General features: G+C 65.6%; 11 protein-coding genes. 9 read left to right on the top strand and 2 right to left on the bottom strand.

The window, feature by feature from the left end; translation table 11 throughout:
* Window positions 1–179: 179 nt before the first annotated feature.
* From AC1DXI_RS13755 to AC1DXI_RS13790, 8 genes are all read left to right on the top strand, one after another.
* Window positions 180–1,847 carry an amidohydrolase gene (locus tag AC1DXI_RS13755; protein WP_476939102.1) on the top strand — a complete coding sequence of 556 codons (1,668 nt, stop codon included), beginning with the start codon at window positions 180–182 and terminating at the stop codon, window positions 1,845–1,847.
* Between the two features lie 37 nt (window positions 1,848–1,884).
* Window positions 1,885–3,528: an ABC transporter substrate-binding protein gene (locus AC1DXI_RS13760; protein WP_476939103.1), complete on the top strand. Its 1,644-nt coding sequence runs from the start codon at window positions 1,885–1,887 to the stop codon at window positions 3,526–3,528.
* A gap of 2 nt (window positions 3,529–3,530) precedes the next feature.
* Window positions 3,531–4,550, top strand: a complete 1,020-nt coding sequence (locus AC1DXI_RS13765) for an ABC transporter permease (RefSeq protein WP_476939104.1) — start codon at window positions 3,531–3,533, stop codon at window positions 4,548–4,550.
* On the top strand, window positions 4,547–5,404 hold the full coding sequence (locus AC1DXI_RS13770; protein WP_476939105.1) for an ABC transporter permease: 858 nt from the start codon (window positions 4,547–4,549) through the stop codon (window positions 5,402–5,404). Before AC1DXI_RS13765 ends, AC1DXI_RS13770 begins: the two co-directional genes overlap by 4 nt.
* Window positions 5,401–7,005: a dipeptide ABC transporter ATP-binding protein gene (locus AC1DXI_RS13775; RefSeq protein ID WP_476939106.1), complete on the top strand. Its 1,605-nt coding sequence runs from the start codon at window positions 5,401–5,403 to the stop codon at window positions 7,003–7,005. Before AC1DXI_RS13770 ends, AC1DXI_RS13775 begins: the two co-directional genes overlap by 4 nt.
* Before the next feature lie 93 nt (window positions 7,006–7,098).
* Complete coding sequence (locus AC1DXI_RS13780; protein WP_476939107.1) at window positions 7,099–8,514, top strand: NAD(P)/FAD-dependent oxidoreductase; 1,416 nt, start codon at window positions 7,099–7,101, stop codon at window positions 8,512–8,514.
* Window positions 8,515–8,552: 38 nt separating this feature from the next.
* Window positions 8,553–8,897 (top strand): cupin domain-containing protein, encoded by a 345-nt coding sequence (locus tag AC1DXI_RS13785; RefSeq protein WP_476939108.1) that lies wholly within the window; start codon window positions 8,553–8,555, stop codon window positions 8,895–8,897.
* A 155-nt stretch (window positions 8,898–9,052) separates the two neighbouring features.
* Window positions 9,053–10,198 carry an MFS transporter gene (locus AC1DXI_RS13790; RefSeq protein WP_476939188.1) on the top strand — a complete coding sequence of 382 codons (1,146 nt, stop codon included), beginning with the start codon at window positions 9,053–9,055 and terminating at the stop codon, window positions 10,196–10,198.
* A gap of 221 nt (window positions 10,199–10,419) precedes the next feature.
* On the opposite strand, the gene aceB is transcribed toward AC1DXI_RS13790, so the two are convergent.
* Both aceB and aceA read right to left on the bottom strand, forming a co-directional pair.
* On the bottom strand, window positions 10,420–12,084 hold the full coding sequence (gene aceB, locus AC1DXI_RS13795) for a malate synthase A (protein WP_476939109.1): 1,665 nt from the start codon (window positions 12,082–12,084) through the stop codon (window positions 10,420–10,422).
* 202 nt (window positions 12,085–12,286) lie between these two features.
* Window positions 12,287–13,618, bottom strand: coding sequence for an isocitrate lyase (aceA, locus tag AC1DXI_RS13800; protein WP_018774359.1), 1,332 nt, complete (start codon window positions 13,616–13,618; stop codon window positions 12,287–12,289).
* 170 nt (window positions 13,619–13,788) lie between these two features.
* On the opposite strand from aceA, the gene AC1DXI_RS13805 reads away from it, so the two are divergent.
* Window positions 13,789–15,273 (top strand): helix-turn-helix domain-containing protein, encoded by a 1,485-nt coding sequence (locus tag AC1DXI_RS13805; RefSeq protein ID WP_476939110.1) that lies wholly within the window; start codon window positions 13,789–13,791, stop codon window positions 15,271–15,273.
* Window positions 15,274–15,280 lie beyond the last annotated feature (7 nt).

Raw genomic sequence — 15,280 nt, forward strand, 5'->3', positions numbered from 1 at the left:
TGGGCCACGTATCACCGCCTCTCCTGAAGTTCTCTTCCCTGCGTGCGATCCCCACGGTACACGAGTCCCGGCACTCCTAGTCAAAGGTATTGTCATTGCCGTTGTCAACGCCGTTGACATACTGTTTTTAGCCACATAGTGTGACGCAGGACACCAGACGTTTGCGAGGAAGGGAACCCATGGCCTGCGCTGAGACGATTTTTGAGAACGGTTGGATATACACGGGCGAGGACGAGCGCCCTGTCCGCGCCGCCCTGGCTGTTGCCGGCGGGCGTGTACTGGCAGTAGGGGACGGCGCGGAATTAGCCTCGCTGGTCACCAGCGCCACAAACCGCGTGGACCTGCGCGGACGCCTCCTCGTCCCCGGGTTTCAAGATGCCCACGTCCACCCGATCATGGCCGGCGTCGAACACCTGCAGTGCGACCTCACCCAGACCACCAGTGCCGAGGACGCAGTGGCCGCGGTGCGCCGCTACGCCGAGTCACATCCAGACGAGCCGTGGATCATCGGCGCGGGCTGGTCGATGGACTGCTTTCCCGGTGGGACGCCCACCCGGCAGATGCTGGACGCGGTGGTATCTGACCGCCCGGTGCTGGTCCAGAACCGGGACCACCACGGGGCCTGGGCCAACACAAAGGCCTTCGAACTGGCGGGGATCGACGCCGGGACGCCGGACCCCGACGGCGGCCGTCTCGAACGTGAGGCCGACGGCTACCCCGCAGGCACCATCCATGAGGGTGCGATGGGACTCTTTGACCACGTGCACCCGGGCATCTCCCCGGAACAGGCCTACGAAGGGTTGCTCTGGGCGCAGGAGCTCATGCTCTCCTATGGCATCACGGCGTGGCAGGATGCCTGGGTGGGTACCTCCCAGAGCCCATTCGGGGACACCCTGGAGACTTACCTCAAGGCGCTCGACGCCGATGATCTCCGGGTCCGCGTCCGGGCAGCGCAGTGGTGGGATCGCTCAGCCGGCCGGGGACAGCTCGCGGAAATCCTGGCGCGCCGCGATCGTGTCGCCGACGCCTGCGATCCGCTGCGGTTGTCCGCGGCAACGGTGAAGGTCATGGTGGATGGGGTGGCGGAGAACTTCACAGCCGCCATGCACACGCCGTACCGCGATCGCCACGGACACCACACGGACAACCACGGCATCGAGTTCTTTGACCCTGCGCAGTTGCGGGAGTTCGTCACAGACCTCGACGCCAACGGGTTCCAGGTCCACTTCCACGCACTGGGCGACCGCGCCGTCACCAATGCGCTCGACGCCGTCGAGCAGGCACGCACTGTCAATGGCCCCGGCACTAACCGCCACCATCTCGCCCACCTTCAGGTGGTCCGCACGGCGGACGTGCCGCGTTTCGCGGCCCTCGGGGCAGCAGCCAACCTCCAAGCACTCTGGGCCTGCCACGAAGAACAATTGGACGTACTGACGCTGCCTTTCCTGGAGGCCGATGCTGAGGAAAGGCACTACCCCTTCGGCGAACTCGCGGCGGCAGGGGCACATCTTGCCGCGGGAAGTGATTGGGCAGTCTCGTCGCCCAACCCCGTCCTGGCCATCCACGTTGCCGTAAACAGAGTGGAGCCAGGTGGCGCGCAGCAACCGCTCGGCCCGGAACACCACAAACTCTCCCTCAAGCAGATCCTTGATGCCTACACCCAGGGCACCGCATGGATCAACCACCTGGACTCCGACACCGGCATCATCCGCCCCGGGGCCCTCGCCGACCTGGCGATCCTTGACCGGAACCTCTTCGACATCCCCGCGGAGGAACTGCACACCGCCCAAGTGGACGAAACCTGGATTGCCGGCGAGCGCGTCTTTGCCCGGCTGGATCCGTCATAGAACCGGGACGCCATTCATGATTAGAGGAAGGAAGCGCATGGCTCCCACACGCACATCGCGTCGACGGCTGGGCGCCGTCGTCGCTGGTTGCTCGGCCATTGGCCTCATGCTCAGCGGGTGCGGCACAACTGCGGGCGGCACCGTCGCCGCCAAATTCACCCTGAGCAATTCGACGCCCAAACCCAACAAGGAAATTGACCAGTTCAGCTGGGCGCTCTACGCCGAGCCGTTTTCGCTCGACTACGCCTACGCGTTCGACTACCCGGACAACCAGGTCCTCGCAAACATGTGCGAATCGCTCTTCCGTTGGAACCCCGACCTGACCTCTGCGCCGGGGCTGGCAACCAAATTTGAGCACCCTGACGACCTGACTTGGGTGTACACCATCCGGCAGGGAGTCCACTTCCACGACGGCAGCCTCCTGACGGCCGCGGACGTGGTGGCCTCGCTCAAGCGGCATGTCGATGAGAAGGTCGGTTCCTTCTGGGCTTCCTCCTTTGAACGAGTGGCCGACATCCAGAAGACCGGCGACTACGAGGTCACCATCACCACCAGTGTCCCGGATTACGCCTTGAACTCCGCGCTGGTCGGGGCGCCCGGCGTCGTGGAATCCGCCAAGACCCTCGCCAAGGACGGCGCGGACTACGGCAACGCCACCACAGGCGTGAATTGCACGGGCCCCTTTGAATTTGACCACTGGGACGCCGGGGAGGGCATCACGCTCAAGCGCTTCGACGACTACTGGGACCAAAGCCTCAGGGCCAAGGCGAAGGAGATGACCTTTAAGATCCTCCCCGACGCCAACGCACGGGTTAACGCCCTGCAGACCGGCGAGATCGATGGCAGTTGGCAGGTTCCCTCCAACGCACTGGACATCCTCAAAGCCAACACAGACGCCGGAAACGTCTACTTTGGCAACGACACTTCGGTGCAAAGCCTGGTCACATCAAATCTCAACGGCGTCTTCGGTGACGTCCGGGTCCGCAAGGCCCTCATGATGGCCATCAACCGTGAAGCGCTCCTACAGGCGGCAGAACAGGGCTACGGAACGACGACCGATGCGCTGACCACCAAGAACGTATGGGTGGGTGCCCAGCCTTCCACGGTCAATTCGGCCTTCGAATCGCTCGACAAACAGGAATACAACCTTGATGAGGCCAGGCGCCTCATCAAGGAAGCCGGCGCTACAGGCAAGAAGTTCGTCTACGCGACGGCGTCCCTCACCGCGGCCTTCGACATCACCTCGCGTGCCGTTGCTTCGGCTGCCCGGGAAATCGGCCTGGCACCGGAGATTCAGACCATGTCAAATGACAAGTACACGACGCTGTTCTCCGACCCCGAGGCCCGCAAGGGTGTCGATCTCTTCGAGACGTCCTGGTACCTCTCCAGCGCCGAACCCCTTGAAATGTACTCCGTGCTGCGTACCGGCGATTTCAGCAATTACGGTGGCTGGTCCAACGCCGAGTATGACCAACTCATCAACAGCGCGGTCGGCACCGAAGACGACGCCGAGCGAAACCGGCTCACGGCCCAGGCGGCGAAAATCGCCAGCCAGGACGTGGTCTGGTCCCCGCTCTATGAGACCGTCACCGCACTGTGGCTCGGCAAGCGCATCACGGGCGTGACGCCGTCGATCAACTACATGTACTACCCCTGGGCAGCAACGATTGGAGGCCGGTAGCCGTGGCTGTGACCCAACTGGCAGCACCACCCGCCCCGCCGACCCCCGCAACGAAGAAAAGCCCGACGGCGGCACCATTAGCCCTGGTGCTCCGCAAGGTAGGAACGCTGCTGATCACCATGTTCTTCGCCTCACTGATCGTGTTCTTCTCACGCTTTGTCCTGCCGGGCGACCCGGCGCGCTTCCTCCTGCGCGGCCGGAGCCCCAAACCGGAGGCCCTCGCGGAGATCACCAAGCAGTTCGGCCTGGACAAGCCTCCGATCGAGCAGTATTTCACGTGGATCGGAGGCATCCTCCACGGTGACTGGGGCCGCTCGCTGACCTACCGCCAGAGCGTGAGCGATGTGCTGCTCAACCGCCTGCCTGTGACGCTGGAACTCGTGGCCCTGGCCGCCGTCTTCATCACAGTCCTGGGCCTCATTGCCGGCATGCTCGCAAGCTTGAACAAGGGCGGCTGGGACCGCTTCATCCTCATCACGGTCACGGCAGCCGGTGCCATACCCCCGTTCGTTGCGGCGATTGCCCTGACCGCCCTCTTCGCGGTCCAGTTGGGGTGGTTTCCTTCCTTCGGCAGCGGTGATGAAGGGCCGAGCCGGCTTTGGCACCTGACACTCCCTGCCCTGGCGCTGGGCGTGACCTTCATTGCCTTCATGGCCCGGGTGACGCGTTCCTCAATGAACGAACAACTCACCCGCGAACACGTGGAGGTGGCCACCAGCCGCGGCCTCACACGCAGTTCCGTGGTGTTCCGGCACGTGCTCCGCAACGCCCTCGGCCCCATCCTGACAGTGAGCGGTGTACTGATCGCCGGCCTTCTGGTCTCCAGCGCCATCGTGGAACAGACATTCGGCCTGACCGGGATCGGCCAGCTTCTGGTCCAGTCGATCGACCGGCTCGACTTCGCGGTGGTTCAGGCGATCGTCATGATCATTGTCACGGCATTCGTCCTGGCCAACACGGTAGTCGATCTCATCCAACCCCTCATTGACCCGCGGATCGCCGCAGGAACGGAGTCCCGATGACTCTCACAGGAACGCTTCCCCTCCTGAGGACCCGCCGCTACGGAAGCCTCCTGTCGGTCACGGGTTGGGTGGCAGTGACGGTAACGCTCGTCGTCGTGCTTCTCTCCCTGCTCGCCCCGGTCCTGGCCCCGTACGATCCGGACTTCGTCGATCTTTCCAGCGTGCTGAGCGGGCCGAGCAGCGCCCACTTGCTCGGCACCGATGCCCTGGGCCGCGACCTGCTCAGCCGCCTCATGTTCGGGGGGCGTACCTCGCTCGTCGGCCCGTTGATTGTGGTGGCAGCGTCCACGGTCCTGGGCCTGCTCTTGGGCCTGGCAGCCGGATGGACGGACGGCTGGATCAGCAGGATCCTGACCCGCGTCTTCGACCTGCTCTTCGCCTTCCCCGCACTGCTGCTCGCCATGCTGGCCATTGCCATCTTCGGCAAGGGCCTCATGGCGCCGATCCTGGCCATGACCATCAGCTACATCCCGTACGTAGCGCGTTTGACGCAGCAGTTGGTGGTCGCCGAACGGAGCCGGCCATATGTCCAGGCCTACCGGGTGCTGGGATTCCGGACTCCCTGGGTGGTGCTGGGACGGGTGATGCCAAACCTGGTGCCCACCGTTGGCGCCCAGTCCACGCTCAACTTCGGCTATGTGCTCGCCGACCTCGCGGCACTGTCCTTTATTGGCCTCGGCATCCAGCCGCCAACCTCCGACTGGGGAGCCATGATCGAGGAGGCCCGGGGCGCACTGCTCGGCGGCCATGTGCTGCCGGCCCTTCTGCCCGCGCTCGTCGTCGTTCTTATTGTCGTGTCCATCAACGTCATCGGTGAGGAACTCTCCGACCGGATTGGAGGCAAGCTTTCATGAGCAAGCTCCTTGAAATTGACCAGTTCACGCTGCACTTCCCCGGCCGCGGGGCGCTCCTGAACGAGGTCTCACTGCACGTCGACGACGGCGAGGCCGTCGCCCTGGTGGGCGAATCTGGTTCCGGGAAATCGCTCACCACCCGGGCCGCTCTGGGGCTCTTTCCGGAAACCTCCAGGCTTTCCGGGTCCGTGAAGGTACAGGGCCTGGACACGACGAGTGCCCCGGCGGCCAAGTTGCTGCAACTGCGCCGCAACCACGCCTCCATGATCTTCCAGGACCCGCGCGCCGGCATCAACCCGGTACGCACGGTGGGGGATTTCCTCACCGAGACGCTGGTGAGATGGCGTGGCCTGAGCCGGGAAGAATCGGTCGAGCGGGCCATCACGCAGCTGGAACAGGTGGGCCTGCGGCGGACCAAAGAGATGATGCGGCAGTATCCGCACCAGCTGTCCGGGGGCATGCTCCAGCGTGTCATGATTGCGGCCGCGCTGCTCGATTCGCCCGAACTGCTCTTGTGCGACGAGCCGACCACGGCCCTGGACGTCACCACTCAGGCCGGGATTCTCGAATTGCTGCGCGAACAGCAACAGGCGCGGGGCATGGGCATGCTGTTCATCACGCACGACCTGAACCTCGCCGCCTCCCTGTGCGATCGGGTCTACGTGTTGCGCAAGGGCGAAGTTGTGGAGCATGGCGCGGCATGCGACGTGTTCTTGAGCCCGCAGGCGGACTACACCCGCCAGTTGGTCGGCGCCACGCCGCGCATCGAGATCGACAAGGTCCCGACAGCGCCCGCGGCCGACGGCACCATGCCGCTGCTCTCGGTCAAGGGCCTGGGCCGGCACTATGAGTTGCCGGGCGGTGAAATGCTGACCGCCCTGAACGATGCCACGTTCACCCTTGCCCGTGGCGGTTCCGTGGGCGTTGTGGGCGAGTCAGGTTCGGGCAAATCCACGTTGGCTCGGATGATTGTTGCGCTCGAGACGGCCGATGAGGGCGAACTCGTGATCAACGGCCGGGTCCGTCCGCAACGCCCCCTCCGGGCGGGTGAACGCAAGCTCCTGGCCAAAGACGTTCAGATTGTCTTCCAGGATCCCTACCTTTCCCTGGATCCGAGGATTGCCGTGGGTAAGGCGGTGGCGGATGTTTTCCGGCTCCACCAGGGACAGGGGCGGGCAGACGCCGTGCAGAGCGCCCGGGAGCTTCTCGAACGCGTGGGCATCGGCCCGGAGCGCTTCGACTCCAAACCGCGGGCACTTTCGGGCGGGCAGCGGCAGCGCGTGGCGATTGCCAAGGCCCTCGCTGCGCGGCCCAAGCTGCTGGTCCTGGACGAGGCCACCAGTGCCCTGGACGTCTCGGTCCAGGCGCAAGTGCTGGAGCTCGTGGAGGAGGTGCGTGCGCAGCTGGGCCTGACCATTCTCTTCGTGACCCATGATCTTGCCGTGGTCTCCAGGCTGTGCGCGGAGCTTCTCGTGCTGCAGCAAGGTCAGATCGTGGAGCAAGGGTCCACGGCGAAGATCTTGTCGGCGCCCGCCCACGACTACACCCGCACGCTCATCGGCTCAAGGCCGCGGGCCCTCTGGGAAGAGCAACCCGTTTAATTCGACATCAATGCCCGGCGCCCTGCGCCGCAGGCGGTGCCCGGGGCACCCACAACAGGGTGCCCCGGGCACCCACATATAGGAGAGATTCAAGTGCATACAACCGTTTTTGAGCGGAACTTCCCGGGTTCGGCAATTGTTGAGCAGGCTTTGGCGGACACCGTGCACCGACCATTCTGGATCGACGACCTGGGCGCTGACGTAGTCCGGTACCCCCAGCTTGATGGTGAGCTTCAGGCCGATCTGGTAGTAGTGGGCGCGGGCTACACCGGCCTGTGGACGGCCCTGCGGGCCAAAGAACGCAACCCGGAACTGGACGTGATCGTCGTCGAGGCGCAACGCGTTGGCTGGGCGGCGTCCGGCCGCAATGGCGGGTTCTGCGTTGCGAGTCTGACGCATGGCTATGAGAACGGCAAAAACCGCTGGCCCAAGGAACTGGACCAGTTGGAGCGACTGGGAATGGAAAACCTGGACGGGATCCAAGAGACCGTGGAGCGCTATCAGATCGATTGCGACTTCGAGCGCACAGGCGAGTTCAACGTGGCCGTGGAGCCGCACCACGTTGAATGGCTCAAGGGCGAAGGCGGGGGTGGGGTGTTCCTCGACACGGATGCCATGCGCGCGTCGGTGAATTCGCCAACCTACCTCGCCGGCCGGTGGCACAAGGACGGGGCCGCGATGCTCCATCCCGCCAAACTGGCCGCGGGACTGGCCCGTGCAGTGACAGAGCTGGGCGTGCAAATCTTTGAAGAGTCCCGCGTCAGCGGGCTGGAGGAGCTATCCGACGGCGTCCGCGTGCACACGGGATCGGGCGGCGTGCGTGCCAAGCGAGTAGCCCTGGCCACCAACGTCTTCCCCTCCCTCCTGAAACGGAACAGCTTCATGACCGTGCCGGTCTACGACTACGCACTCATGACCGAGCCGCTCACGGACGAACAGCTCGAAGCCATTGGCTGGAAGGAACGCCAAGGCATCGGCGACATGGCCAACCAATTCCACTACTACCGCCTCAGCAAGGACAACCGCATTCTGTTCGGCGGCTACGACGCCATCTATTACGCAGGGCGGGAGGTCAAGGAGGCGTACGAGGACCGCGAGGAAACGTTCAGGAAGCTGGCCAGCCACTTCTTCACGACCTTTCCCCAGCTGGAGGGCTTGAGGTTCAGCCACAAGTGGGGCGGCGCCATCGACTCCAGCACGCAGTTCTGCACCTTTTTCGGTACGGCACGAAAGGGCCGGGTGGCCTATGCCGCAGGCTTCACGGGTCTGGGTGTCGGATCCACCCGCTTTGCCGCGGACGTCATGCTGGATCTGCTGGCCGGCCAGGAAACCGAGCGCACGCGCCTTGAGATGGTGCGCAAACGCCCGCTCCCGTTCCCGCCCGAGCCCTTCGCCTCGATTGGGATCAACCTGACCCGCTGGTCGATGGACCGGGCCGATCACAACGCGGGCAAACGGAACCTGATCCTCAAAACGCTCGACGCCGTGGGGCTGGGTTTCGACTCCTAGACACCCCGGTTCACCCCAACAGAGGAGGCGCAGCATCAATGACGGACACATCGGCACACACCGCGGCACTCGGCCTCGACCTGAAGCACCAGCCGCTACCCGCCGACCAGGTTGTCCTGGGGAATCCCCGCACCGCGGTTCACGAGCTGGAGGACCTGGCGGGATGCGGCGTCGGTGTATGGGAAATGACCCCGGGCACTGCCATTGATACGGAGACCGAGGAGGTCTTTGTAGTCCTGAGCGGGAAGGCCCGGATCGTGTTCCTCGACGACGGAAGCACCTTGGACGTCGCCACTGGCGACGTCGTACGGCTGCGCCAGGGGCAACGGACGTCGTGGACCGTCACCGAGACGCTGCGCAAGATCTATTTCACGGGCCAATAACCACGCCAATAGCCGCCCCGGCAGCGTCACATTCCGCGGCCGCGGCGGGGGCCCGTGATAGCAATGGGACTGATGAAATCATATTTCAGCCCGCCCGCCGAGCGACGGCCCATCCCGTGAGTGGCGTGACCCGGGCGCCGCGCGGCTGGCTCCTCATGCTCGCGATCGGGCTGATCGCGCTGAACATGCGCGGCCCGTTGGTGGCCGTCGCCCCGGTGATCGCCCAACTGGAGGACGATCTCGGGTTCACCCCGGTGGAATTGGGATTCCTGACCGGCATCCCGGTGCTGTGCTTTGCCCTGGCCGCGCCGCTGGCCTCGCTGGCCGGGCGCAAGCTGGGGCCCGAGTTCGCCATCACCCTGACCCTGCTCGGCGTGCTTTTCGGCGTCGTGGTCCGCTCGGCCGGCGGGGGAGCCCTGGTCATGCTGGGCACCGTGATCCTCGGCGTCGCCATCACGATCGGCAACATCGTGGTCCCGCTGATCATCCGGCGTGACTTCACCCCCGCCCGGCAGGGCGCGGCAATGGGCACCTACACTGCGGCGCTGAATATCGGCTCGTTCCTGACCTCCATGGTGTCGGCGCCGCTGGCTGAACTCCTGGGCTGGCGGCCCGCGATTGCCGCGAGTGGCCTCTTCGCGGTGGCGGCCGCCGCCGTCTGGGTGATCGCGGTTGGCCGGCGGGCCTTCATTCCTGCCGCCGTCCCCGCGGCGGACCCGCGGCGTCCCGGCAAGCTCACCTCCCGGTGGATCACGGCGGCGCTGACCTTCGGGTTCGCCGGGCAGGCGTTCTCCTACTACGGAGTGACCGCCTGGCTGCCGAGCCTGCTCTCGGACGAACTCGGCATGGCGCCCGCGGCCGCCGGGGCAGGGTCATCGCTCTTCCAGATCCTGGCCATCGTGGGCGGACTGGGCGTGCCGCTGGCGGCCCGGTTCGCCAGTACGACGGCGGTGGGCCTCACCCTTGGGCTGCTGTGGCTCACCGTACCCGTGGGCCTGCTGCTCGCACCGGAGCTGTGGTGGCTGTGGTGCTCCTTCGGAGGTGTGGCCCAGGGCGGCGGCATCACCCTGATCTTCCTGGCCATTATCCGGCTGGCGCGGGACCAGGCCTCGGCGGCCCGGATGTCCGCGGTCGTCCAGGGCACGGGATACTCCTTCGGGGCAGTGGCACCGACCCTGCTGGGCTACGTCCACGGGACCACCGGTGCCTGGACCGGACCGCTGCTGATGATCCTGTGCTCCGTGGCCGCGTTCATCCTGGGCACCGCGCTGTCCCTGCGCCGGGTACCGAAGCCACATTGATTCGCTGTCGCGCGCGTCGGGATGATTTCAATCGAGACGACAGGTAAGGCCCATGTTCGCGAGGAACATGGGCCTTACCTGTCGTCTCGACGCCGTTGTCGAGTACGTGGGGGTTTTCCGTTGCTGGGCTGCCACCCGGATTTCGGGGTGCCTGTTGCGAAGGGCCTGGCAGCCCAGCCAACGGAAATCTTTGCGGACCCGGTTGCCCGGGACGCGGAGTCCTACGCCGGAACCAGCGCGGTGTCCCCAGCGGCGACGTCGGCGCCGTCGCGCCCTTCATGCAGGAAGCGGTCGTAGGCCGGCAGCGTCAGGAACGCCGGGAACTCGCTGCTGAGGGTAACTTCCTCGAAGATGTCCCGCGCGTCGGCGAAACGGTCCCCCTCGAAGCGCTCCAGCTTGGCGAATTCCTCGTCCAGCATGTCCTCCACCCACTCCCGGGTGACCACATCGCCGTGGTCCGTGATGGCCCGGGCGAAGATCCACTGCCACAGCTGCGAGCGGGAGATCTCCGCGGTGGCGGCGTCCTCCATCAGATTGTGGATGGCCACCGCGCCGTTCCCGCGCAGCCACGACTCGATGTAGCGGATCCCCACTTCGATGTTGTTCCGGATGCCCTGTTCGGTGATGGTTCCGGTGGTAGCGGAGATGTCCAGGAGCGCGCGGTCGTCCGGCGTGACGTCCTCGCGGAGGCGCTCGAGCTGGTTCGGACGCTCGCCGAGGACGGCGTCGAACACCTCGCGGCAGACCGGCACCAGGTCCGGGTGCGCCACCCAGGAGCCGTCGAAGCCGTCGCCGGCCTCGCGGGTCTTATCCGCGCGGACCTTCTCGAAGGCGATCGCGTTGGCAGCCTGGTCTTTGCGGTTGGGGACAGCCGCGGCCATGCCGCCGATCGCCATGGCACCGCGCTTGTGGCAGGCCCGGACGAGCTGTTCGGTGTAGGCGCGCATGAACGGCTGGGTCATGGTCACCTGGCCGCGGTCCGGGAGCACGAAGCGCGGTCCCCGGGTGCGGAAGTTCTTGATCAGGGAGAAGATGTAGTCCCAGCGGCCGGCGTTCAGGCCCGCGGCGTGGTCGCGGAGTTCGTAGAGGATCTCCTCCATCTCGAACGCCGCGGTGATGGTCTCGATCAGCACGGTGGCGCGGATGGTGCCCTGCGGGATGCCCAGCAGGTCCTGGGCCAGGATGAAGATGTCGTTCCACAGCCGGGCCTCGAGGTGGTTCTCGATCTTCGGCAGGTAGAAGTACGGTCCCTTGCCCTGGGCGATCAGCCGGCGGGCGTTGTGGAAGAAGTACAGCCCGAAGTCCACGATCCCGCCGGCAACGGGCGTGCCGTCGATGAGCATGTGCTTTTCCGGCAGGTGCCAGCCGCGCGGGCGGACCACAATCGTCGGAAGGTCTTCTGCGGCGCGCAGCTTGTACTCCTTGCCCTCCGGTGAAGTGAAGTCGATCCGGCGTTCCAGCGCGTCCGTCAGGTTCAGCTGGCCCTGGATCACGTTGCGCCAGGACGGGGTGGAGGAGTCCTCCATGTCCGCGAGCCACACCTTGGCGCCTGAGTTCAGCGCGTTGATGGTCATCTTCTTATCGACCGGCCCGGTGATTTCCACGCGGCGGTCCTCCAGACCCGGGGCCGGGGGAGCGACGCGCCAGTTCGGGTCGTTGCGGACGGACTCGGTCTCGCGCAGGAACCGAGGGTCCTGGCCCTTGGAGATCTGCTGGCGGCGTTCCTGCCGTGCCTGCAGCAGTTCCCGACGGCGCCCGGCCGTGGCCTTGTGCAGCTTGGCAATAAACGCCAGCGCGTCCGGCGTCAGGACCTCGCTCTGCCGGCAAATCGGCTGCGCGGTCAACGTGATCCCGTTGATAGTGAAGTTGTCAGTGAAGCTGTTCATTTCAATCTCTCCTAATCAGGAAGAAGCGGGTTCGACGGCGGTTGGCGACGTGCGCTGGAGACGGCGGGACGGATGCTCCGGAAGCGTGCGTAAAAGGGGCCCCATTGCCGCCTCGCTGAGATGGGTAGCGGCGAAGGCGGCAATGGGGATTAGCACGCGGAGGAGTGTTCGGTCCGCTGGCGGAGTTGCCGGCGTCGGATGTCTAGTGGAACTGGCCTTCTTCGGTGGATCCCACCAGGGCCAGGGTGGACGCGTTCGGGTTGAGCGCGGTGGCGATGTCGTCGAAGTAGCCGGTGCCGACTTCGCGCTGGTGCTTGGTTGCGGTGTAGCCGCGGGACTCGGAGGCGAATTCCTTCTCCTGCAGCTCGACGTACGCGCTCATGCCTTCCCGGGCGTAGCCGTGGGCGAGGTCGAACATCGAGTAGTTCAGGGCGTGGAAGCCGGCCAGGGTGATGAACTGGAACGTGAAGCCCATGGCGCCGAGTTCGCGCTGGAACTTCGCGATCGTGGCGTCGTCCAGGTGCTTGCGCCAGTTGAACGACGGCGAGCAGTTGTAGGAGAGCATCTGGTCCGGGAACTCGGCCTTGACGGATTCGGCGAACTTGCGGGCCAGCTCGAGGTCCGGGGTGCCGGTCTCCATCCAGATGAGGTCGGAGTACGGGGCGTAGGCCTTGGCGCGGGCGATGCAGGGTTCGATCCCGTTGCGGACCTTGTAGAAGCCTTCCGGAGTGCGGACCGGCTGGCCGCCTTCGCGGAGGATGAATTCCTGGTCACGCTCATCGACGTCGGAGGTGATCAGGGTGGCGGCCTCGGCGTCGGTCCGGGCGATGATGACGGACGGGGTACCGGCGACGTCGGCGGCGAGCCGGGCGGCGTTCAGCGTCCGGACGTGCTGCTGGGTGGGGATCAGGACCTTGCCGCCGAGGTGGCCGCACTTCTTTTCCGAAGCGAGCTGGTCCTCCCAGTGCACGCCCGCGGCGCCGGCCTGGATCATGGACTTCATCAGCTCGTAGGCGTTCAGCGGGCCGCCGAAGCCAGCCTCGGCGTCGGCCACGATCGGAACCATCCAGTCCTCGACCGTCTGGATGCCCTCGGAGAACTCGATCTGGTCGGCGCGGAGCAGGGCGTTGTTGATGCGGCGGACCACGGTGGGGACCGAGTTAGCGGGGTAGAGCGACTGGTCCGGGTAGGTGTGGCCGGAGTTGTTGGCGTCGGCGGCGACCTGCCAGCCGGAGAGGTAGATGGCGCGGAGACCGGCCTTGACCTGCTGCACGGCCTGGTTGCCGGTCAGGGCGCCCAGGGCGTTGGTGTAGCCGCCGGTCTTGTGCTCTTCGGTGAGCTGCTTCCACAGCTTTTCGGAGCCTCGGCGGGCGAGGGTGTGTTCTTCGGAGACGCGGCCGCGGAGGCGGATGACATCCGTTGCTTTGTAGTCCCGGGTCACACCTTCCCAGCGCGGGTTGGCGGCCCACTCGAGCTCCAGTGCGGCGGCCTGCTGCTCGGGCGTCTGCTGGGTGGGCTCAAATGCTGCAGTCATCTTTGTCTCCTTGGTGGGGGCCGGGCCCGGCCAGTCTGCGTCTCTGCAGAGCCTGGCCGGTTGTTCCCGGATGGTGAATCTTTCCGTGAGATCTACTTTTCTTCACTTTCCAAGGGGTTACTAGACCAAAGCTATGGAAAGAAACGCACTTCTTCGCGTATTCTCAAGAAATGCACTCAACCAGCTGGAACCGCCAAGCTCTCTCTCCGTCCGCGCCCGCAGCGCCGGAGGTGGATGTCATCAGCATGGGCCGCCGCGTCCGCCACCTGCGCAAGGCGGCAGGCCTCACCCTCGATGACCTGAGCGCCGCCGTCGGGACCGCCCCGAGCCAGCTGAGCCTGATCGAAAACGGCAAGCGGGAGCCCAAGCTCGGTCTGCTCCAGCAGCTCGCCGCGGCCCTTGGGGTCAGCATCGACGAGCTCCTCGGCGCCGAGCCGCCCAACCGCCGCGCGGCGCTGGAAATCGAGCTGGAACGGTACCAGCGCAGCCCCATTTACGAGTCCCTGAACCTGCCGAAAATCCGCATCAGCTCGCGGCTTCCGATGGATGTGCTGGAGTCGATGGTGGGGCTGCAGCATGAGCTTGAACGCCGGCTCAACGAGCAGGTGGCGACGCCGGAGGAGGCCCGCCGCGCGAACGGTGAACTGCGGGCGATGATGCGTGAGCGGAACAACTATTTCCCTGAGTACGAGGCTGAAGCGCAGAAGGTCCTGGCCTCGGTGGGCCACACGAGCGGTCCGCTGTCGCATCATGTCATCTCGGACATTGCCGGGCACCTCGGATTCAGCCTCCACCATGTGGGTGACCTCCCCCATTCCACGCGTTCGGTGACGGATCTTAAGAACCGCCGAATTTATCTCACGCAGAACGCACGCAGCGACCACGACCCCCGTTCGGTGCTGCTGCAGGCGCTGGGCCACTACGTCCTGGGCCACCAGACCCCCAACAACTACGGGGACTTCCTGATGCAGCGGGTGGCCACAAACTACTTCGCCGCGGCACTGATGCTGCCCGAGCAGGCCACCGTGGCATTCCTGCAGGAGGCCAAGCAGGCCAAGCAAATCGCGGTCGAGGACATCCGGGACGCCTTTGCCGTGTCCTACGAGACCGCCGCCCACCGGTTCACCAACCTCGCCACGCAGCATCTGGGCATCCGCACCCACTTCCAGAAGACGCACAAGAGCGGCATCATCTACAAGGCCTACGAGAACGATGGCGTGACGTTCCCGCAGGACCACACCGGCGCGATCGAGGGCCAGTTCTCGTGCCGGAACTGGACGTCCCGGGTGGTGTTCGACGTGGCGGACAAGTTCAGCGCCTACAACCAGTACACCGATACCCCGGCCGGGACGTACTGGTGCACGGCCCGGACGGAACGCTCCGCGAACGGGGAGTTCTCGCTCTCCGTGGGTGTCCCGTATGCGCATGTGAAGTGGTTCCGCGGCCGGGACACGACGGAGCGGTCCAAGTCCACCTGCCCGGACGAAAGCTGCTGCCGCCGGCCGCCGGCGTCGCTGACCGCCGAATGGGCCGGGAACGCCTGGCCCTCGGCCCGGGCACACTCCCACCTGCTGGCCGCCATGCCGCCGGGCGCTTTCCCGGGCGTGGACGAGACCGAGGTCTACTCCTTCCTGCAGGCGCACTCGGGGAACTGACCTCCCT

The organism is Arthrobacter sp. P1_H7, assembly GCF_056405215.1.